This is a genomic window from Limosilactobacillus mucosae, from assembly GCF_046939755.1.
GTDB classification, from domain to species: domain Bacteria; phylum Bacillota; class Bacilli; order Lactobacillales; family Lactobacillaceae; genus Limosilactobacillus; species Limosilactobacillus mucosae_A.
Map to the genome: position 1 here is coordinate 87241 of NZ_JBKZAY010000005.1, position 19410 is coordinate 106650.

A 19410-nucleotide genomic window follows, 5' to 3' on the forward strand; every position below is an offset into this window, starting at 1 on the left:
TTTAGTAAGGAGTGAACACTTTGATTGAAATTGATGGTACTTCATACGAAACCAAGTTTAATTATCGCTTTTACCAACGAGTAGTAGATAACTATTCAACTAAGGAACAGGATGGGTTTACTCGGCTTTTTGGTGAATTGGTCGATGCTAACCCAGACGCATTAGTAAACGGATATCGTTATGCTATTGACGCTAAGACGCTGCCTAGCACTGAAGCAGTTGCGGAGGCACTGGCTGACAGTGGTATTTATGATGCTGAAGACCCGTTTGCAGACATGTTCAAGCAAATTAAGGCTAACGGTTTTTTAGCCCTGAAATTAAAGGGCTTGATGAATATCGAAAAGAGCGGATTGAAACGAGCGCAAGAAATGCTGTCGATCATCAAAAAGAACAAAGACGCGACAGAAGAGGATATCAAGGGAGCTCAAAATCAATTACAGATGGTCGAGCTGCAGTACAAGAGCCTCGAAAAGCGCCTAAAGGATCTCAGCAAATAGTAGCTAACTTTCGTAAGCAATTACTTGAACAGCTAAAAGCTATGAATACCATCGTTGGCAAAACAATGCCTAGTGAATTATTAGATCTGACCCCACTGGAGTATGAATACATAACTGCTGGTGGGGCTCAGCGTGCATACAATCAACTCAATGATGGATTAACCGTTGCTGGCGCTGTAATGTCAGATGAGTCTGGATATGATCAGATCCTAGCTTATATGCGTAAACGTCAAAGCCGGATTGATACGATAGCTGATCAGACTAAGCAGGAGCGGCAGAAACAGCAAGCCGATCAAGCTAAACGTTTTGCGGAACTGTTTATCTTTGGAGAAAGGAGGGATGAGGTGAAATGAGTGAAGTAATTGTTCGCAAACAGATTGTTTTGGAAGCTGTGGACAGGGTAACACGGCCACTTTCTGAAATGAATGAACGCATTAGCCAGTTAGAGCAAAAAATGAGTTCTCTAGGAATGAAATTCTCTACTGGTGCTAGTGAGCAAGGCCAATTCCGCAGTGCTTTAAGCAATACTAAGGCAACGGCTGGACAAACTGCTGAATCGTTGCAGAAGTTGAACAGTGATATTGATAAGCTTAAGACTGCTAAGCCTGACATTAAGATTAGAGTCAATGACAGCCAGGCTAATGATGAATTGAATAAGCTCAAGAATAATTTTCACCAAACAGAAAATTTGGCTGAACGGTTAGGCAATTCTAACTTCATGCAAAAATTATCCAGTGGCTTAGGAAATGTTCACTCGGCTACTGAGCATACAAAGGAGTCGTTTAGCAGCTTAAAGACAACGATTGCGGGCACGGCAATTGGCCAAACTATTGCCACAGGTATTTCGGCAGCATGGCAAGGAGTTACGACTGCCATTGGCGAATCAGTTAAAGCTGGCATTAGCTACAATTTGCAAATGCAGACAATGAACGCTACTTGGACGACACTTACAGGGTCAGCAAGCAAGGCCAAGACGATGACTGACAGTATCGTTTCTCTTTCCAATGCTTTAGGCCAAGATGTTTCAGTTACAGATGAGCTGAGCCAACAGTTCTATCACGTTTTGGATAATCAGCCTAAGACTGAGAAGCTAACCAAGTCTTTCCTGACAATGGGAGATGCTATCGGTTTATCTGGTGACCGTTTGGAACAAGTTGGTATGGATTTTACTCACATGATGTCTAACGGGAAAATCCAATTAGGCGAGCTGAACCAAATTACGGATGCGTTCCCAATGTTTGGCGAGGCACTGCTTAAATATGAGCGGAAAGTTAAGAGCAACGCTAACTTAACGATGAGCCAATTGCGTGACGATATTTCAGCCGGTAAGGTCTCCTCTCAAGATGCTATCAACACCTTTAATCAGCTTGGCGATAAGTACAAAGAGGCATCTGATAATTTGATGGGGACTCTTCCTGGTATGGCTCGGCAAATTAAAGCCAAATGGTCACAGCTGATGGGTGAGGCAATGGCACCGACTACTAATGCTGCTAATCCAATTGTTAAACAAATTTCTGAATGGATTAAGGATAAACAGACGACTCATGAATTTGAAGACTTAGGCAAAGCAGTTAATAATGGCGTTGGTTCTATTATGCAGTCATTGGCAAATACTTTTGGCAATGGTTCTGTATCACGTATGCTGGACAATGCTGTCAACGGCTTGACTAAAATGACGAAAGCAGTGAGTGGTTGGACTGCTCGAAATGCTGCTAGTATTATTTCAATGCTTTCCTCATTGGGGAGAATAGCTGGTGGTATTGGTAAAGGAGCTTTCGATGCTATTGTCGAAATGCTAGGTAGTATCACACACACCAAAGGCGATGGTGTATCAACGGCTGCGGATGCACTACAAAAGATTGCTGATCATCAAAAGGCATTGGAAATGGTTGGCAAAACGCTAGCAATGTATTTTGTCGCAACTAAATTGGCAAAAGCAGCTAGCGCACTGAATCTGATTTATCGTTCATTACTAATGATCAGTACTATTGGAATGCGTAAGTCAGCTACTGGCACTTTGATTGGTGACTTGATTAATTTTGGGACTAATGGCAAGACTGCTACTGAATTAACTGGATTTGGCAAGTTAATTAGTTCTTTAGCCGAAAAATTCAGCAAAAGTGGCAAGAACTCTGGTGATGCTTTTGTTAAGGGCACCAATGAAGCTTTAAATAAAAACAAAGTAAGTCTTGGCGGCCTGAGTACTTCTGCCGAATTACAGTTGAGTGTTGCTGGTGAAACGGCTGGTGGTTCATTTATTAAACGTTTTGGTGCTCGGGCAGTCAGCGGTTTTAGCACAGTTGGGCGAACGATAGGTGGCCGTTTAGCCACTGGCATAACGGTAGCTTTAGGCGCAGTTGATATTCTGCGTGGTCTAACGGGTACACATATCCATGACCGTGCTCGTATGATAGGTGGAGGTGTAGGCACTTTAATCGGTGGCGGCATCGGTGCAGCACTTGGCGGACCTGTTGGCTTAACTATTGGATCAATGCTAGGTAATGTTCTTGGTAAAGGCGTAGGTGACTTTTTAAAGAAGTTCAAGCACATGGATTGGTCATGGGATGGTTTAAAGAACAGCTTTGCCAAAGCGTGGGATGGAGTTGTGTCTGGAGCTAAGAAAACTTGGTCAGCATTTAAAAAATGGTGGAATAATGATGACTCCGATGACAGTAAAGCTTCATCGTCTAAATCATCATCTACCGGCAATAAAGCACCATCTCAAAATGAAATTAAATCACTTGGTGGCAATCATTATTCCAAGACAGATATTGCTAACGTTAAGTCAATGAATGCTGCTATTAAGGATTACGTTGGTTCTTTGAAAGACTTGAAAAAAGCAATTAAGACCAATGACCCTACCAAAGAGCTTAATAGCATGAATAACGCCTTAAAGAAGGCTGCGTCGTATTGGGAAAAGATTGCCAAGCCATTAAAGACCTCTGCTAATTCGTTTAAAACGTTAGGCAGCTCAATGAAGTCGGTTAAAGATTCAATTAGTCAGCTAACTGGCAAAAATGGGCTCGAGACTTTTGATAAGGATTTAAAGGCACTATCAAGTGATGTGAAGAATAGTAAGATTGCTGATAATTTTAAATCTATGGCTGATCAGATTAAGAAGTCTGATCTTATTAAGCAATTTACCAAACTGACCACGACACTGAAAAATTCACTGAAATATTGGAAAGATACTTCTAAGAATATCAAAGAAGCAGCCGGCTCTTTTAAGACGTTACGCACCAGTATGGATCACATCAATTCAGCGACTAAAGGGTTAACTGGCAAAAATGGGTTGAAGGCTTTTGACTCGCAGCTTAAAGAATTGAGTAAGGATGTTAAAAGCAGTAAAATTGCTGATCATTTCAAGACGTTGTCCGACCAAATTAAGAAGTCAGACATTGTTAAACAACTGGCTCAGTTAACTAAGACCGTCAAAGAATCAGTTAAATACTGGAATAGCCTTGCAAAACCGATTAAGACTACCTCTAATTCGGTTGTTGACTTAGGAAAGAGTGTCAAAACACTTACAGACGGGCGTAATGGCTTGCCAGCTCTTGATACGAATATTAAGACTCTTGCCAACGATTTGACCAAATATAATTTCGGTAAGGAAATGCAGGAGCAAATGAATATTGCGAATAAGGCTGTTGGCGATCATGGCTTTGTTGGCGAATTTCGCAACATGGTTAATTCACTTAAAAGCTCCTTGCGGTCGTTCAAATCAACATTTAGCCGAGACTGGAAGAAGATCTGGAGTGGCCTTTCTGATAACGTCAGAGATGGTATCAAGAATGCTGAGTCAGCGGCTAAGACAGGTTTTGACGGTTTAGAAGGTAAAGAAGACTCATTTACCAGCTCTTTTCTTAAGAGTTGGCGTTCATGGGTTGATGATGTTGTCAGCTCTATGGAATCCGGCTTTAAAAAGCTTCCAAGTATTGCCAGCGATGCTATGCATGGTATTGTCAAACAGTTAAATAAAGGTATTTCTGGTGTTAATTCCGTTATTTCACAGTTTGGTGGCGATAAAAAATTATCAACAATTAGCTATGCAGAGGGTACTAAGCTACCGCATCCCGGTGGGAAGGCAGTATTAAATGATGGCAACACGCCATTCAAACAAGAATTAGTCTGGCAACCGAGTCGTGGCTGGTCCGCGCCACGTGGTCAATACACGGTCCACGACTTGGAGCCGGGATCTTTGGTTATGAATGCAAAGCAAGTTCAAGGCATGTTAAAGCATCGTTCTACGGTACCACATTATGCTGACGGTAATCTTTCCGATGATGAACTGGAGAAACTGGGCGAACAATTTGAAAAACATCCAGCACAAGCCTCCAAAGACTTGATGCTCAAATTTACTAACTGGAATGGTTCACGAATTAATCAGTCCTTAGGCAAGTCAATGGCTATCGGATTAGCAAATGGAATTGCCAATGTCTTGAAAGACTTGCTGGGTGAAGAGAAAGAGCCGGTTGATGGTAATTGGGAGCCTGTCATTCGGTCAGCATTTGCCAAGCTTGGCGTGAAAGCTACTGATGTTAAGGTCCACAAGTTGTTGCGCCAAATTCAGACTGAGTCTGGTGGAAACGAGAAAGTCCCACAAAAAGTATGGGATATCAACATGGCAAATGGTAATCCGGCTCAGGGGTTGTTACAGTTCGTTCTGTCTACATTTCGTCGATGGGCTATACCAGGTCACGGTAATATCCTCAGTGGGTTTGATCAAATTTTGGCAGCTATTAACGCACTTGAACATGGCGGCGAAGGTGGTTGGAGCAATGTTGGTCAAGGTCACGGTTGGGCTTCTGGTGGCCATATTACGGCACTATCCAGAGGCTGGATTGCCGATAATCCAGAACACGATGAATATGTCATTAATCCTTATAACGACAACGCTTTACCGTTACTGAATGAAGCATATAGCAAAGTTGCTATGCGTCGTCCGGACTTGAGAACGCATCAAAGCGATAATAGTCAAGTCATAGCTTTGCTAAAGGTTGCAGTTGATAGACTTTCAAATATCAATATGAACCCTGTTGTACGGGTACAGGATGTACGTGATGCGATTAATCAATCCAATGCAAAGAACTATGCCATGATGAAAGGAAGCATGTAATGATTCATGTATTTTCAACTCGAAAGGACAAGCCACATGCTTATGGGGTACATAAGCCAAGCGATCCGAGCCCTTATGATAATGAGTTACCATATGAACCAATTGAATTTGCAATTTCCAAAGATGGTAAGAGCTGGGTTAGTGACTTTGATGTACCAGATTTAGACGGTGTGTACTGTTATGATGCGCCAGCCGTTGTACCAGCTACACAGACTGATAATTTAACTAAGATTGGGATTCATGATGGTCAACAGCTGATTAGTTCTACGTATGAACAACGAGAAATGACAATGAGCTGTCATGTTAGCGGGATGGATGAAGCAGATGCACAACTTGCGTTTGATGCGCTACAACGCTTCCTGGTTAGCCGAGAAGGATACTGGATTGCATTTAGCAATTGGCCCCAACGAATGTATTTCGTTAAAGCAAAGCTAGCCAGTCCTGCATGGACAGGGAATGATTGGACGGTTGCCGTAACACTGACTGATTTAATTGGCTTAAGCCGCTCAATTGGTACAACTCTTGACCATGTTCAAGGGTTCGGCAATAATGAGCCATTTACAGCTGGTTATTCCTTTTCGAACAACTCATTTACGATTAATAATCTTTCAGACGTGCTCATTGATCCTGAACGACGTGGTCATCCCTTTAAAATGACGCTGAGCGGTTCTGGCAACAATACGATTGTCGCTAATAAGTCAACGGGAGACAGCATCACACGCAAAGGGGCATGGTCTGGCAAATTTGAGCTAGATGGCGTCAATCCTTATCTTAATGGGAACCATGATGGAGTTAATACAGATCACGGCATTATTACACTGCAGATTGGCGATAATCAATTTGAAGTATCTAACTTCAATGGCTCAATTCAGTTTGATTTTCCAATGTGGTGGTTATCATGAGCAAAACAGTTCTTATTCGTAGCCGTGATGGCAAGCAAGAGGAACGAGTGTCTTGGAATGACTTGAATGCAACATTTAGTCGTAACTTTCAGATTTCTAGCTCGTTTGAATTGTCATTCACGATGACATATTCTAGCGAGTTTACAAACGTCTATAATCTAGCAAAAGAAAAGGCTTTCGTGATATATGCTGGTGAAGCATATGTCATTCAACAGATTTCACCAGTTGCTAACTCGGCAGGATTATTACAAAAGCAAATTACTGCTAACCATGTAGTACTAGATAAGTTAAAAAATTTGCGAATAGATACTAATCCTGAATCAACTACGACAAATAATAGCGGAGATTCATCGAGCGATACAGCAGATGATGATACTTCAGGCACCACTGTAGTAACCAAGCCTACTGACCAAGTACAGACATATTCTTTTGAAAGCCAGCTGAAAAGGTTCTTTGACAATAATGATCAAGGAATTAGTTATGCACTGCATGGCTCTTTTCCTGACCTAGACATTCAAGCAAGTGATGGAACGGCTTTGGATTTTCTTAGCTCTAATGCTTCTAGCTATGGAGCAGTTTACGTACCACACGGAAATACGCTAGATATTTACAATTATTCAACCATTGAACGTAAGACAGACAAAACTTTTCGTTATTTATCAGATATGACTGAGGCTTCTGTATCTGTCGATGTTAATGACTTGATAAATACGCGTCAGGTATATGCTGGAAAGATGGAGACAACCACAACCATTGTTAATGGAGCAGATTCGGGACCAGTTTCTAAGGATGCTATTGGCTTTCAGTCGTACGTGCGCCAATTTGTTGGTAAACCCTATGTTTGGAGCGGAAACACTCCTAGCGGTTGGGATTGCTCAGGCTTTGTGGCTTATGTATATAACCATTTTGGTATTGCAATGCATCAGCCAACGACATACGAGGAGACACAGGGGACGGTGGTTGGGCCACCTTATCAGACTGGTGATATGCTGTTTTGGGGTTCGCGTGGTTCGACTACTCATGTGGCTTTGGCATTGAATTCTATTCAGATGATTATGGCAGCCAATGAATCACAAGGAACCATAATCGAAAATATTAATGCTTGGCCACCATCTTTTGGTGTACGTAATGCACAAATGTATTCAATGGTTGGTAGTGGGAATGGTACTTCATCTGAAGACAGCTCTACAACCACAACCACTGCTGATTATTATCAAATAAAGTTTGAATATCGGGATGAAGAATCGATTGCCACGTATGGTTTGCATCGGGGATCCCCGTTGATACTAGATTCAGTTTATGACGATGATAATGCTCGTAAGGCAGCCCGCTTACAGACACAATCTAATCCTTCGGTTTCATTATCATTACAGCTGACGGGAGAAGATGGCCAACTAGGTGATGCTATTTATGCAATCGTTCCGGAGATGAATATTTCAACTTATGTAATGCTGGTAGGAATTTCAGGAAATGATCTAGCTTTTAATTCTGGTGCCAATATTGAATTGACTTTTAACAATAATAATGATGCGTTAAAAGATGTTAACCATGCTCTGTTTCAAGACATTCATGAGCTTAAAAATAGTTTTAACTCAGTGAATAATCAAATTGCTAATCTTGGCAGTCGAAATGAAAACCATTTTGGGCATATCGTGATTACGCAGAAGGAGGCGAGCGAGATTGAGCAATACGTCGACAAGCAACGACAAGACAGTGGGGGATGATGCTAAAGTCAAACTGATCATTGGCGAAATCGGCCGTGATACTAAGACCGGCATCATCGGTCGTGGCTACTCGTTTGACAACGGGAATACCTTCCACGTGACAGATACTATCTTTGGTCGTCTGTATGATGATAGAGATGCCGATGGGATCTGGAACAACGGTATGCACGAGAAGGTTAAGGAAAAAGTCAATCAAGAAATAACCAATACCGTTGAACCGGCAATTAAGCAGGCTGACAGTGCCGTAGCATATGCCAACGATGCAATCGAAAAGTCACGAGTTAACAGCCAAGCGATTGAGGACATCAATGCAGCCTTGAGTGATGCCGTGTCAGACGCTGCGGTTGCGCGGAGCGATGGCTTGCGAGCATGGAATGCAGCGCAGTCCAATGTTGACTTGATCGATCAAAACTATGCGTCCGCTAGTGCGGCGATCTCAAGTGCTCGGACTGAGGCGATTGCGGCGGCTGATGAGGCTAAGGCGTCGGCAAGTGCAGCACAGGCTGATATCGTTGCCGTACGGTCGGACGTAGCCGCAGTGCAAGCAGACGTAACGGCCAACAAGTCTGACATAGCGGTGGCTAAGAATGATATTGCCGTTGTCAAAACTGATCTCGCCAGTCAAGCAACGAGTCTATCGTCTTATGCAGCACAAGCAAGTGCTGCAGGCAAAGATATCACCGTGCTTAAGAGCCAAGCTGGACAGCTTGAGCAGGATATGGCGGACACCAAAGGCGACGTCAGCCAGCTCAAAGTATCGGCAAGCTCGGCGAGTGCGGCCTTGTCCGATGCGGCTGGCGACATCTCCAATCTGCAGGCTAGCGCCAAGTCATACAGTGCCGCTTTATCGGATACCAACAGCAACGTGGCTACCGTAACCGCTACTGCAAGCGAACTTGAAACTAAATACGCTGATGTGGCGGGTGATATCAACCAGCTCCAGACGGACGCTAAGGGCACGACTCAGACGTTAGCTGATGCACAAGGCGATATCGCTAAGCTTAAGACCAGAGCAGACGGTTTTGATACAGAGTTTGCAAGTACCAACGGTGATATCAGCAAACTTCAGACGGACGCAAGCGGGACAAAGCAGACACTGACCAATGCCAAAAGCGACATTGCAGTCCTGCAGTCACGAGCTGACGGTTTTGACACCAAGTATGCTAATGTGGCTGGCGATATCAACAAACTGCAAGTTGATGCCAGTGGCATGAAACAGACACTGACTGATGCACAGGGTAACATCTCCACGCTCCAGGCTACGGCGACTGGCTTTAAAAATACGTTGACTGATGCGCAAGGCAACATTTCTACGCTCCAGTCGGACGTGGCGGGACTCAAGAAAACGACCAGCGACCATGCGGGCAACATCGCCACACTGCAGGCTGATGCCAAGACACTGACCAGTCAGATGGCCGATGCGCAGGGCGACATCAGCACGCTCCAGCAAACTGCATCTGGTTTCAGCTCAAAAGTCAGTGGCATGGAAACGAGCTTAGCCAACGCTAACAGCAAGCTAAACGACATCACCAGTAACGGTGGTGGACGGAACTTGGCTATTGGTACTGGTGCGGAATATACAATGGGTTATGGGATTCCTAATACAACATGGAAAGATGGCTATGCTTATTTGAAATTACCATCAAATACCACTAGTAGCGAAGTTCTCCCACAGGGTTCACATACCTTTTTCCATGTTCTGACTAAAGGGACAACCTATACTCAAATAATATGGCTTGAGACTGATGCAAAACTCATAAGTAGCAGCATACAAATTACATGGTTTACCAGTGCAGGGCACGACCCCCAACCGGCAACGTTGATTAATCTTGGCGAAAATGAATATAAGCTCTACTCGACTTATATGTGGCCTGGCAAGAGCGACAATAGTGTGCGATTGTTTGATACTTTTGGCTTAGATTATGCTTTTGATCTAAGTACAGGAACGTATTTTAAGTTCGGCAAGCTGATGCTTGAGACAGGTGCAGTGGCTCACGATTGGTCGCCATCTCCCGAAGATACCGATGCGAAAATCACGACCAACTCGACGGCCATCGAGCAGAACAAAAAAGCCATTGCGCTCAAGGCTGACCAGACAACGGTTGACAAAGCCAACGGTGACGTGGCACTGCTTAAAGCACAGCTTAAGGTACAGGCTGACCAGATTGCAACTAAGGTGTCGAGCAGTGACTTGCCTAACCTAGTCGGCAAAGGTGGGAGAAATCTGTTGACGGGCACTAGCGGTGATTGGGTGACTAAGACTGCTAGTGGTTGGATGAACGTTACCACTGCTAAAAGCAATAAGACTAGCGTTGCAGACTATCATACTGGCGACAAGTTTACGTACTCGGCAACGGTAACTAACAAGAGTAACACCAATGTTAGGTTGGAAATGTTCTGCTGTGATAAGAATGGCGCACGAATACCAGCTAACGGCGGTCGTGTCGCATCTCCAGCTGTTGCACCTAACACGACTGCCAAAAGAATCAGCTGTACTATTTCGATTAACGATAACACTTGGTTTATCGAACATACTCTGATTGCCGATGGTGGGACGAGTACGTCTAAGACGGTACAGATTAAAGGCGAAATGTTTGAGACTGGTGCGATCGCTCACGACTGGTCGCCAGCGCCAGAAGATACGCAAACATACACGCAGACGCAAATTAAGCAGACGGCTGACAGCTGGAACGCCAACCTGACGTCAGTCAAGAACGGCTTGACGGACAAGTATACCAACCTGCACGCTACTGTGGACGGTATCCAGGCGCAGGTCTACAACTCTGATGGCTCGAGTAAAATCACTCAGCTGTCCAACTTGATTGCGACTAAGGTATCGAGTGGCGACTACAACTCACAGATCACTCAGCTTAAAAATGATATCAATCTGCGAGTTGCTAAGGGCAACGTTGTCAGCCAAATCAATCAAGAGGCGGGTGGCAACACGTTGATACAGGTATCTGGTGGCAAAGGTAAACTGGCGCTTAATGCCAGCTCGGTTGTTTTTTCCGGATCAGCCTTTATCCCCGATGCCTATATCACCACACTTAATGCTGACAAGCTAAGATTCTACGATAGCTCGGGAAACGTGGCTACCATGTCGGCGGGGCTTGAACAGTACGATGATGATAAAGCTAATAAAACGATTGTTCTCCAGTATTCTGGCGGATATGAAGTCCACGCATCCAATCTGCTCGGCTCAATCCTGACCATGCACGACAACACGATCCGACTGGCGGTCAAAGCTAACGGTATGAGCAGTAGTGGTAGCAACAATCAGTACAGTGGTGTATACGTGATGCAACACTACGCTCAGCTTTCTAACTACCGCTCCAACGGCTCATCGCCTGGCATCTATATCACTGATGATGGCTATACGATCAAAGGTGACGATAGTGGTAGCGGTACTAAGTGGGGTGATCTTAACATCACGTCACCACAGATTTACCTGACTGGTACTACTAAGTGCCAGATAAACGGAGGCAATTCGCAGGTAACAATGGCCAACAACTGGAGCACGGTGCACGCCAACGATGACTTATGGTTGGAAACTAAGAACTCGCAAATCCACTTAGGCGACAATGTCGTTGACATTGCTAACAAAAACAACGGTGACGCCAACAACTATGACGTGCACCTAACTCTGCGGGGTTATGTAAATATGACTGGCTGGCTCACGTGCATGGGGCTGACGCAGACGTCACGCTTAAGCACCAAGACGCGCATCGAACCGCTGGATACTGCTAAGGCGCTTGAACTTATCAACTCAGCTGATGTAGCGACTTACCAGTACAAGCAAGAGGTGGCTCATGGTGGCACTAAGCGTCATGCGTCAGTCATTATCGATGACGTACATGACGTGGTTCAGTATCAGACACCAGACGAATTTATTTCAGAAGACCGTTCTGGTCGTAGCGATGGTGATATCGTGGGCTACTTGATGGGCGCCGTACAGGAACTGACCAAAAAATTTAAGACATTAGAATCTAAAGTCGGTTAGTACCGGCTTTTTTTGTTGGAGGCAATCATGGGAAAAGAGCTTATACAAAAAATTAATGTTTCGCCAGAAAAAATAGAAACATTTATGGGCATGAAAGAAAAGCAGTCCGTTAAACCTTGGACGAGAGTAACACAGACTGCTAAAGGGTTCACTATTGAGCTTCATTCATGATGGTTAAGCCTTGAATTGTAAACGAAAGGAACAATTGTATGAACATCGATCTACAAAAACTGCAAAACAGCTACGCAAGCAAACTCGGCGCGCTGGAAGCCAACAACACACTGCAAGAAGTGCAAATTGACCAGCTAACCAAAGAAAACGCTGATTTGAAGAAGCAACTGGAAGATTTAAAGGCTAAGCAAGCAGATACTGCTAAGGAGGACTAACTATGCAAGTAAATGTATCTAACATCGTTTTTAACTTCTCAACCACGACGCCTGGCCAAGTTGACTCGGCCAACTTCACGTTCTACGGCTCGGACGCTCAAACGGGCGAGTTTTTAAACAACACGGTCCGAGTAGACAAGACCGAATTGCCAGAAGGTACGACGTTCTTCACGGGCTTAGACAAGGCCCAAACGATCGCACGACAGAAACTGCTCAAGTATCTGGCACTGCCTACTGACTAAGGATTTGTTAGGTTTAGTCATTTAAAATGACAAAACTGCTTAAGAATTAAGGAGATGGTTTGAGTGACCAAGATGATTGTGCTTGGTGACTCGATCATGTGGGGTCTAACTGGTTTCGGGAGTAATCATCCCCGTGCCAATCCAACGATCCCACAAGCGATCGGGGACCAGTTAGGGTGGGAAGTCGACAATGAAGCGATCAGCGGTACTAAGTACGCTGACAACCGAGATGGTCAAGACTTTATCCCACAGGTCAACAAGTTTAACTTTAAAAACTATGATGTTGTCTTACTCGGCTATGGCATCAACGACTTTGACGATCAGCCGTATGCGTCAACAACACAAGTCCAGGATGCGATGACTAAAGGTATCGCCAAAATCCGGTCGGACAATCCGACAATCCATATCTACGTGGAACTGCCAACGCCAAGCTATGTCTATGGCGCTGATGATGGTGCAGTCAACGGTGGTGGTATCAGTCAACGGACGATGTACGATGCGATCAAGCAGTGTGCTAAGGACAACCATTGCCCTGTCTATGACTGGCGCGACAATCCGCTGATCACGTATGCCAACCGCAATCAGACGCTGGGTGACGGTCAAATCCATCCAGTACAGGCAGTACAAACACAGATGGCGCAATGCTTGGCTACGTGGATTGCTGAAGAAGAAAAACAACAGCAACAACCTATCACGCCGAGCAAGCCAGTCACGCCAGCCAATCCGAGTACACCGTCAATCCCAGATATCGTTATCCCAGACCAAGTACCAGCTCCCACACCAACGCCTAAACCAGTCGAGACCATCAGTCTTAACACTAACGTTGGTAATGGGAGCTTTATTGATAACGTTAATGGCAATTTTAAAAAGATTTGGTCGGCGTTACAAAAAGTAAGCGGTGATGATGCAACGGATTTTCCGATTGAAACGTTTAGCAGCTACTCGCGCAACTTGCGTATGTATCTGGCTAAATCAGTCAGCATCATCACTGGATACGCTCAACGCAGTCTAGGATCAACGGAAACAGCTGACAGTGACGGTCGGTCGGTATCCGTAGAAGGGTATGTACTGACTAAATCATTACTAATCAAAGATTTAATTGATTCGCTGAACGGCTGGTTTAAAGATTGCCAGGTAGCAATCAATGCAATGCTTAAAAACTTATAGGAGATGATTATAGATGGCATCTACTACTTATGCGGGACATACGTATACGCAAGTCGACACGACCTTTAACGGCGATGTGGCAGTCAAGATTGACGAGCTATCAGGCCGACAAGGCGACAACATGCGTCCAGTCTATCTGCAACTGGTGCAAACGAGCGGTGGCGTAACAACTCCCTGGAACTTGTCTAACCGCAGTGTCGAGCTTGGCGGTAAGGACTATCAAGGGCGCGTCAAGCTGACCAATACGGCAACGGTAACCAATGCTGCTAAGGGCATGATTCTGCTGTCAGTGCCAGGCGCTTTTTATCAAACAGTCGGTGACTACCAGTCAGCCTACCTGCGGATCATGCAGGGCTCAACGGTAGTATCCACGATTAACGTTGCCTTTACCGTCTATCAAGACGGGCTGGCAATGACTACTGGCGACAGTGTGACCTATATCGGCCAAATCAGTCAGTTGGTCGCACAAGCTAATGCGCTGGTTGACCCACTAACCATCAAGATCAACAGTGCGTCAAGCGCAGCCGATGCAGTGTCTACGGCAGTTAAGGCTTATCAAAACGAAGTAGCATCAACCGGAGTTGCCAAGACTGGCACCAACAACACGTTTACTGGCACGCAGACGTTTGACCAGATCAACGCCAGTTCGATTGGCGGTGATGCTTGGGGAAAGATTCAAGCGCTAGTCAACAGCAAGTTTAGTAACACTGGTAACTCGACCAAAGGTATTGAGTACGTCAACGGTGCTAGCGGTGATTTGACCAAGCAGCTTGTACAAATCGGACCTATTCACATGCTTGCTATCTCTGGCGGTATGCGAACGCCACGTAAGCTGGCGCCTTGGGGTGACCGCGTTGAAGTCGTTAAGTTTACCGATCTTGACGGTGTGCAGAATCCAATGATGATGATGCGCGAAACGCCGGCTGATTTGGGTATCACGCTCTGGAACCAAATGAACGGTTCAACCATGTCAATCCAAAACATCACGCAGAATGGTCAAACCGCCAACGCCAACTGGTACTTCCAACTCAATCAAATGTTTATCTGGTAGGTGATATAGATGCGCAAACTAGACTACGTTAATGCGGCTAACGATGAGTATAAGTTTGGCGACACATCGGCGGTGCTGACGTATACCGCATATGATGATGACACCAAAGTTGCCATGACTGGTAAGACGCTGCAGTTTAAGGTCAAGGACGACACATCCTACGTTGCAAGTGCTCCAGGTCAGCTTAACAGTGATGGCACGGTCAGCCTTAAGACGGCAGATATCAAGGATTTAACGCCTGGCACTTATTTCGTTGAGCTTTGGATCAGCGCTGGCGATACAACTGCTATCTACCCGTCTAAGGGTTTTGTATCCTTTACGGTCAATGAAAGCACGCAGACGGTTACCAATAAGTACAGTTTCTTAACGCTAACCGAACTGATCAACAACTTTAACAAGGCGGTTGCGGACGTTAAAACTGGGCCAGCTGGTGCTGATGGTAAAGATGGCGCCACGCCAGAGATCGACAAGGCCACCAAGCACTGGTTGATCAATGGCACGGATACCGGCTATGTTGCAGAAGGCTCTGCAGGCACTCCGGGCAAGGACGGCACAAACGGTGCTGATGGTGCGCCAGGTAAGGACGGGGTCAGCCCTACAATTACGATTAACTCCGTCAAGACGCTGGACGCTGGGCAGAGCGCTACGGTAACCAACTCTGGCGACAGCACCAACGTCAAACTCGACATTGGCATTCCTAAAGGCGAACCAGGTCCACAAGGGATTCAAGGTGCGCCAGGCGAGACGGCACTGTCGCTTAAGCTCGGCACGGTAACTACCGGTGACACTGGCACGATTACCAACGTCGGTACGGATTCAGCTCAGGTCTGGAACGTCGTGCTGCCAAAAGCTAAAGATGGTGTGGATGGCAAGAACGGTATTGATGCAACAGTTGCAATTGGCAAAGTCACGACTGGCACAACAGCCAGCGTAACCAATTCGGGCACGGCAACTAACGCAATCCTTGACTTCGTTCTTCCGCAGCCAGATATGAGCAAGTACATGCTTGCATCTGACGTTAACAAAAATCTGGCGCTCAAAGTCGATAAGTCCTCGCTATCCAGCTACTACACGGCCACGCAGATTGATACCATGATTGCCAACAAGGCTGATGTATCCGTGTTGGCAACATATGCGTCTAAGAGTGCACTCGATGCGCTGACTGAGCGTGTTAAAAAGCTGGAAACAGCATCAACAGCAGTTTCAACTGCTAAATAATAGAAGCATTGGAATTAGGAAAGTGAGGTGGGCTATGGGACACAGACGATTTTTGGTCGTGACCGGATTTGAAACACTGGCAACCGGTATTTTCATGTCTGCTCAGCAACACTTCATGCGTGACGACCCACATGCCCGAGTCGTGCACGTGGTGCATCATTTGGGCGACCCCAATTGGACATTGATTTTGTCGATCGTAGGGGTCTGCGCAATTATGGCTGGTGCGTGCAGGTACAGTGAGCGTGCCCAGAAGTGGGCATTGATTGCATTAGGTGCGCTCTGGTGTGCCTATCTGTTTGCTTTTGCTGTGCAAGACTTCCATTTTCAAGGACGCATCGGCATCAACACGCTGTTTACACTCTTTATCTTTATCAGCGTTTTGGTTGAGGCTGTCTCAGATGGTGGAGGTGGCCGTTGATGCATGTATTGGCGAACATTTTAAGTGCTGTGCTTGGTGGAGGAACGGTCGCGGCAGTTATCAACTACGCCAGTTCGAAAAGCTCAGATAGCGTCAAGCGAGAAGATGTATATGCTGACCACACGCAAGAGCTTTTTGAACGTCTTGACAAGCTAACCGACGAGCGAGATGAGCTCAAGGATCAAGTGCTAGAGCAGTCCAAGACAATCGACACACTCAACACTCAGATCAAGCAGTTACGTCAAGATAACGACCGACTGATCGACCAGGTGCATAAGCTGACTGAGAAGGTCAATGAGTTGGTTAAGGCAGACACTAATCTTAAAGGAGCGAGTAAATGATGAAAACAGTAAATGATATTGTTGAGTGGCTGATTCAGTCAGGCACGCTGGCAGTCTTGGTGGCCTTTTTGTGGGCTTATGCTAAGCCACTGCTGACGGCTAAGGCTAAGACGGCGAAAACGGAACAGTCACGTCAACTCTGGACGCTGGCTGAACAGGTAGCAGAAGCGGCCGTCAACACGATGGCTAGCCGGTCCATGTCTGGTTCGGAGAAGTACGCTAAGGCTGTCGACATGGTGCAAACGTCACTGGCTCAATCTGGCCACCATATCGCACCAGAGGACGCAGAAGCCGTTGTGCAATCTGCTTATGAGAAGTCAGGGTTAGGCGACAAGAAGCAAAAAAGCACTGACAACGTAAATGACACGCAGCCAGTGCTTAGTAAGTAAGGGGTGATATTATGACAATTAAAGTAGTAGATGTATACTCTGGCTCGCCACGTAGCTATGCTACTGATCCTAACGCACAAGGTGTCATTGTAAAGGCTACGCAAGGTACTGGCTATGTCAATCCATTCTGTGACACAGATTACCAAGCAGCTAAAAACGCAGGCAAACTGCTAGGCGTATATCACTATGCCGGCGGTGGTGACCCGGTAGCGGAAGCCAAGTATTTTCTTGCCAACGTTAAAAACTACATTGGTGAAGCAATTCTTGGCTTAGACTGGGAAGCAGGCCAAAATGCCAGCTGGGGTAATGCTAACTGGTGTCGGACGTTTGTTGACTATGTACATAGCCAGACTGGCGTCTATCCAATTATTTATGTACAATTCAGTGCTGTTTGGCAAGTAGCCAACTGCTCCAACTCTTGTGGCTTGTGGGGGGCTGGTTATCCTACCTATGCTAACAGCTGGGCAGTGCCAGCATTCCTGAGTTCGTATAAGTTTGCTCCTTGGTCTAATCTGACTGGCTGGCAGTATACCGGCAACACGATGGACCGCTCTGAGTTTTATCTTGATGCAGACGGCTGGCACAAGCTGGCCAAAGGGGATGGCACGGTTCAGCCAACGACTCAGCCACAACCACAGCAAGATAAGAAAGCTGCTGCAGAGTCTACATCAGCCGGCACTACTTGGCGGGACAGCTTGGGAGTTACCTGGCATGCCGAAAATGGTAAGTTCACGGTAGGCTCTGGCTATGTCCTGCATCTGCGCTGGGGTGCTACGCCTTCTAGCTCCGTGATCGCCGTATTATATGGCGGATCAGTGGTTAAGTATGATGCATGGGCACGGACCAATGGCTTTGTCTATCTACGCCAGCCACGAGCTAACGGCCAGTACGGCTACGTTGCTTGTCGAGATGCACGCACTAATGAAGCATATGGATTGTTTGAATAATATCTACAATTAAATATATAAGGCAAAGCCCTACACATGGCACCAAACTATACTAAAAAGAAAAGAGGTGAGTCCTCTCCTTTTTTGAACACCGCCGTGTGTAGGGCTTTTTCTCTTATTAAGAAAGCATGAGTCGTTACTACAGAAGGCGTGGAAGCCGTAACCGGCGTTAAGGATCCAATAAAAAAATTTGAATTTAAAAAATAGCAATGTTAGAATCTGACTGTAAAGAAAAAACACACCACAAATTTGTGGCGTGTTTAAACTAGTTAAGGCTTGTCCTAGACCTTGCTATACTATCTATACTAGTGTCAGCTTAAAAAGCTCTGTTCCCAGCAGGGCTTTTTTTTAATGAAAGATAACAGCCATTAAAGCACAAAATGCGATAAATGCAGTTACGAGCAAAACGCCAAACTGCACAGGCTGTGATAATCCATGCATAGCTTCAATGACCTTAGCTAATCCGTTGAACATATAGAACAACAGCAGCATGCTCCTTTATAGACTCGAAGCATGCGTTTTAAATAGCACAACTTCGGCATAAGAACCACCTCACTTTCTGACTCATTCAAAGTGAGCATAGCAAGGTGCATGCCTTAACAGACTGATTATACTATAAAAGAACATAAAATTCAGATTGAAAATTCGTCTAGCTTTATTCCTGAAAAGTAATATACTATAAGAGAAAATAGCTAGTCATTCTAAGGGATCTAGTTATAGTGCACACGATAAAAGCCCTTCTTAGCATATCGCTGAGTGGGGCATTTTTATGGTACTAAAGATAGACTTGTGAAGTAGTCACTTGGTAGCCATTAGGTAGCAAAAATGTGAAAGTATAGTGATACAATATTGAATGTATTTACTAACTTAGATAAAGACGAAATAGGCAATGACATGGCATTAACACCACTATGAGATGTTAGTGAATGCCGCCATTAATTCCGTGAACGTACTGGTAAGTCCGCTCGTATTCCTGAACGCCGTCGCGACGTTAAGTAGTCGAGTGTCGACC

General features: G+C 45.4%; 16 protein-coding genes. All 16 read left to right on the top strand.

All coding sequences use genetic code 11. The annotated features are described in order from the left end of the window. Window positions 1-20: 20 nt before the first annotated feature. The 16 genes from ACLUWI_RS03285 to ACLUWI_RS03360 all read left to right on the top strand — a co-directional run bounded on the left by ACLUWI_RS03285 (window position 21) and on the right by ACLUWI_RS03360 (window position 18398). A complete protein-coding gene (locus ACLUWI_RS03285; protein WP_302145057.1) occupies window positions 21-497 on the top strand; it encodes a tail assembly chaperone in 477 nt (158 codons plus the stop codon). A 41-nt stretch (window positions 498-538) separates the two neighbouring features. Beyond that, window positions 539-850 carry a hypothetical protein gene (locus tag ACLUWI_RS03290; RefSeq protein ID WP_302145056.1) on the top strand — a complete coding sequence of 104 codons (312 nt, stop codon included), beginning with the start codon at window positions 539-541 and terminating at the stop codon, window positions 848-850. Continuing rightward, window positions 847-5613 carry a tape measure protein gene (locus tag ACLUWI_RS03295; protein WP_412146138.1) on the top strand — a complete coding sequence of 1589 codons (4767 nt, stop codon included), beginning with the start codon at window positions 847-849 and terminating at the stop codon, window positions 5611-5613. The genes ACLUWI_RS03290 and ACLUWI_RS03295 overlap by 4 nt, the downstream gene beginning before the upstream one ends. Then, window positions 5613-6515 (top strand): phage tail domain-containing protein, encoded by a 903-nt coding sequence (locus ACLUWI_RS03300; protein ID WP_412144697.1) that lies wholly within the window; start codon window positions 5613-5615, stop codon window positions 6513-6515. The genes ACLUWI_RS03295 and ACLUWI_RS03300 overlap by 1 nt, the downstream gene beginning before the upstream one ends. Beyond that, window positions 6512-8239 carry a phage tail protein gene (locus ACLUWI_RS03305; protein WP_412146139.1) on the top strand — a complete coding sequence of 576 codons (1728 nt, stop codon included), beginning with the start codon at window positions 6512-6514 and terminating at the stop codon, window positions 8237-8239. Before ACLUWI_RS03300 ends, ACLUWI_RS03305 begins: the two co-directional genes overlap by 4 nt. Next, the gene (locus ACLUWI_RS03310) at window positions 8196-12239 is read left to right on the top strand and encodes a tail fiber domain-containing protein (protein ID WP_412146140.1); all 4044 of its coding nucleotides are present in this window, start codon (window positions 8196-8198) and stop codon (window positions 12237-12239) included. Before ACLUWI_RS03305 ends, ACLUWI_RS03310 begins: the two co-directional genes overlap by 44 nt. Before the next feature lie 27 nt (window positions 12240-12266). After that, a complete protein-coding gene (locus ACLUWI_RS03315; protein ID WP_412146141.1) occupies window positions 12267-12410 on the top strand; it encodes a hypothetical protein in 144 nt (47 codons plus the stop codon). 38 nt (window positions 12411-12448) lie between these two features. After that, entirely contained in the window at window positions 12449-12625 is a 177-nt protein-coding gene (locus ACLUWI_RS03320) for a hypothetical protein (RefSeq protein ID WP_302145048.1), read from the top strand. A 2-nt stretch (window positions 12626-12627) separates the two neighbouring features. Then, window positions 12628-12867, top strand: coding sequence for a hypothetical protein (locus tag ACLUWI_RS03325; RefSeq protein WP_412146142.1), 240 nt, complete (start codon window positions 12628-12630; stop codon window positions 12865-12867). A gap of 72 nt (window positions 12868-12939) precedes the next feature. Continuing rightward, window positions 12940-14034, top strand: a complete 1095-nt coding sequence (locus ACLUWI_RS03330; protein WP_412146151.1) for a GDSL-type esterase/lipase family protein — start codon at window positions 12940-12942, stop codon at window positions 14032-14034. 13 nt (window positions 14035-14047) lie between these two features. Further along, the gene (locus ACLUWI_RS03335) at window positions 14048-15085 is read left to right on the top strand and encodes a BppU family phage baseplate upper protein (RefSeq protein WP_412146143.1); all 1038 of its coding nucleotides are present in this window, start codon (window positions 14048-14050) and stop codon (window positions 15083-15085) included. A 9-nt stretch (window positions 15086-15094) separates the two neighbouring features. Next, entirely contained in the window at window positions 15095-16303 is a 1209-nt protein-coding gene (locus ACLUWI_RS03340) for a hypothetical protein (RefSeq protein ID WP_412146144.1), read from the top strand. A 34-nt stretch (window positions 16304-16337) separates the two neighbouring features. Then, a complete protein-coding gene (locus ACLUWI_RS03345) occupies window positions 16338-16721 on the top strand; it encodes a hypothetical protein (RefSeq protein ID WP_412146145.1) in 384 nt (127 codons plus the stop codon). Next, on the top strand, window positions 16721-17062 hold the full coding sequence (locus ACLUWI_RS03350; protein ID WP_128513219.1) for a hypothetical protein: 342 nt from the start codon (window positions 16721-16723) through the stop codon (window positions 17060-17062). The genes ACLUWI_RS03345 and ACLUWI_RS03350 overlap by 1 nt, the downstream gene beginning before the upstream one ends. Further along, the gene (locus tag ACLUWI_RS03355) at window positions 17059-17451 is read left to right on the top strand and encodes a phage holin, LLH family (protein ID WP_412146146.1); all 393 of its coding nucleotides are present in this window, start codon (window positions 17059-17061) and stop codon (window positions 17449-17451) included. The genes ACLUWI_RS03350 and ACLUWI_RS03355 overlap by 4 nt, the downstream gene beginning before the upstream one ends. Window positions 17452-17462: 11 nt before the next feature. Beyond that, window positions 17463-18398: a GH25 family lysozyme gene (locus tag ACLUWI_RS03360; protein WP_412146147.1), complete on the top strand. Its 936-nt coding sequence runs from the start codon at window positions 17463-17465 to the stop codon at window positions 18396-18398. Window positions 18399-19410 lie beyond the last annotated feature (1012 nt).

What these genes read in the sequence shown, in the direction of transcription:
- ACLUWI_RS03350 (WP_128513219.1), top strand. Translation starts at nt 16,721, where the DNA reads ATGCATGTATTGGCGAACATTTTAAGTGCTGTGCTTGGTGGAGGAACG.
- ACLUWI_RS03355 (WP_412146146.1), top strand. Translation starts at nt 17,059, where the DNA reads ATGATGAAAACAGTAAATGATATTGTTGAGTGGCTGATTCAGTCAGGC.
- ACLUWI_RS03345 (WP_412146145.1), top strand. Translation starts at nt 16,338, where the DNA reads ATGGGACACAGACGATTTTTGGTCGTGACCGGATTTGAAACACTGGCA.
- ACLUWI_RS03330 (WP_412146151.1), top strand. Translation starts at nt 12,940, where the DNA reads ATGATTGTGCTTGGTGACTCGATCATGTGGGGTCTAACTGGTTTCGGG.
- ACLUWI_RS03320 (WP_302145048.1), top strand. Translation starts at nt 12,449, where the DNA reads ATGAACATCGATCTACAAAAACTGCAAAACAGCTACGCAAGCAAACTC.
- ACLUWI_RS03340 (WP_412146144.1), top strand. Translation starts at nt 15,095, where the DNA reads ATGCGCAAACTAGACTACGTTAATGCGGCTAACGATGAGTATAAGTTT.
- ACLUWI_RS03335 (WP_412146143.1), top strand. Translation starts at nt 14,048, where the DNA reads ATGGCATCTACTACTTATGCGGGACATACGTATACGCAAGTCGACACG.
- ACLUWI_RS03360 (WP_412146147.1), top strand. Translation starts at nt 17,463, where the DNA reads ATGACAATTAAAGTAGTAGATGTATACTCTGGCTCGCCACGTAGCTAT.
- ACLUWI_RS03315 (WP_412146141.1), top strand. Translation starts at nt 12,267, where the DNA reads ATGGGAAAAGAGCTTATACAAAAAATTAATGTTTCGCCAGAAAAAATA.
- ACLUWI_RS03305 (WP_412146139.1), top strand. Translation starts at nt 6,512, where the DNA reads ATGAGCAAAACAGTTCTTATTCGTAGCCGTGATGGCAAGCAAGAGGAA.
- ACLUWI_RS03290 (WP_302145056.1), top strand. Translation starts at nt 539, where the DNA reads ATGAATACCATCGTTGGCAAAACAATGCCTAGTGAATTATTAGATCTG.
- ACLUWI_RS03300 (WP_412144697.1), top strand. Translation starts at nt 5,613, where the DNA reads ATGATTCATGTATTTTCAACTCGAAAGGACAAGCCACATGCTTATGGG.
- ACLUWI_RS03325 (WP_412146142.1), top strand. Translation starts at nt 12,628, where the DNA reads ATGCAAGTAAATGTATCTAACATCGTTTTTAACTTCTCAACCACGACG.
- ACLUWI_RS03295 (WP_412146138.1), top strand. Translation starts at nt 847, where the DNA reads ATGAGTGAAGTAATTGTTCGCAAACAGATTGTTTTGGAAGCTGTGGAC.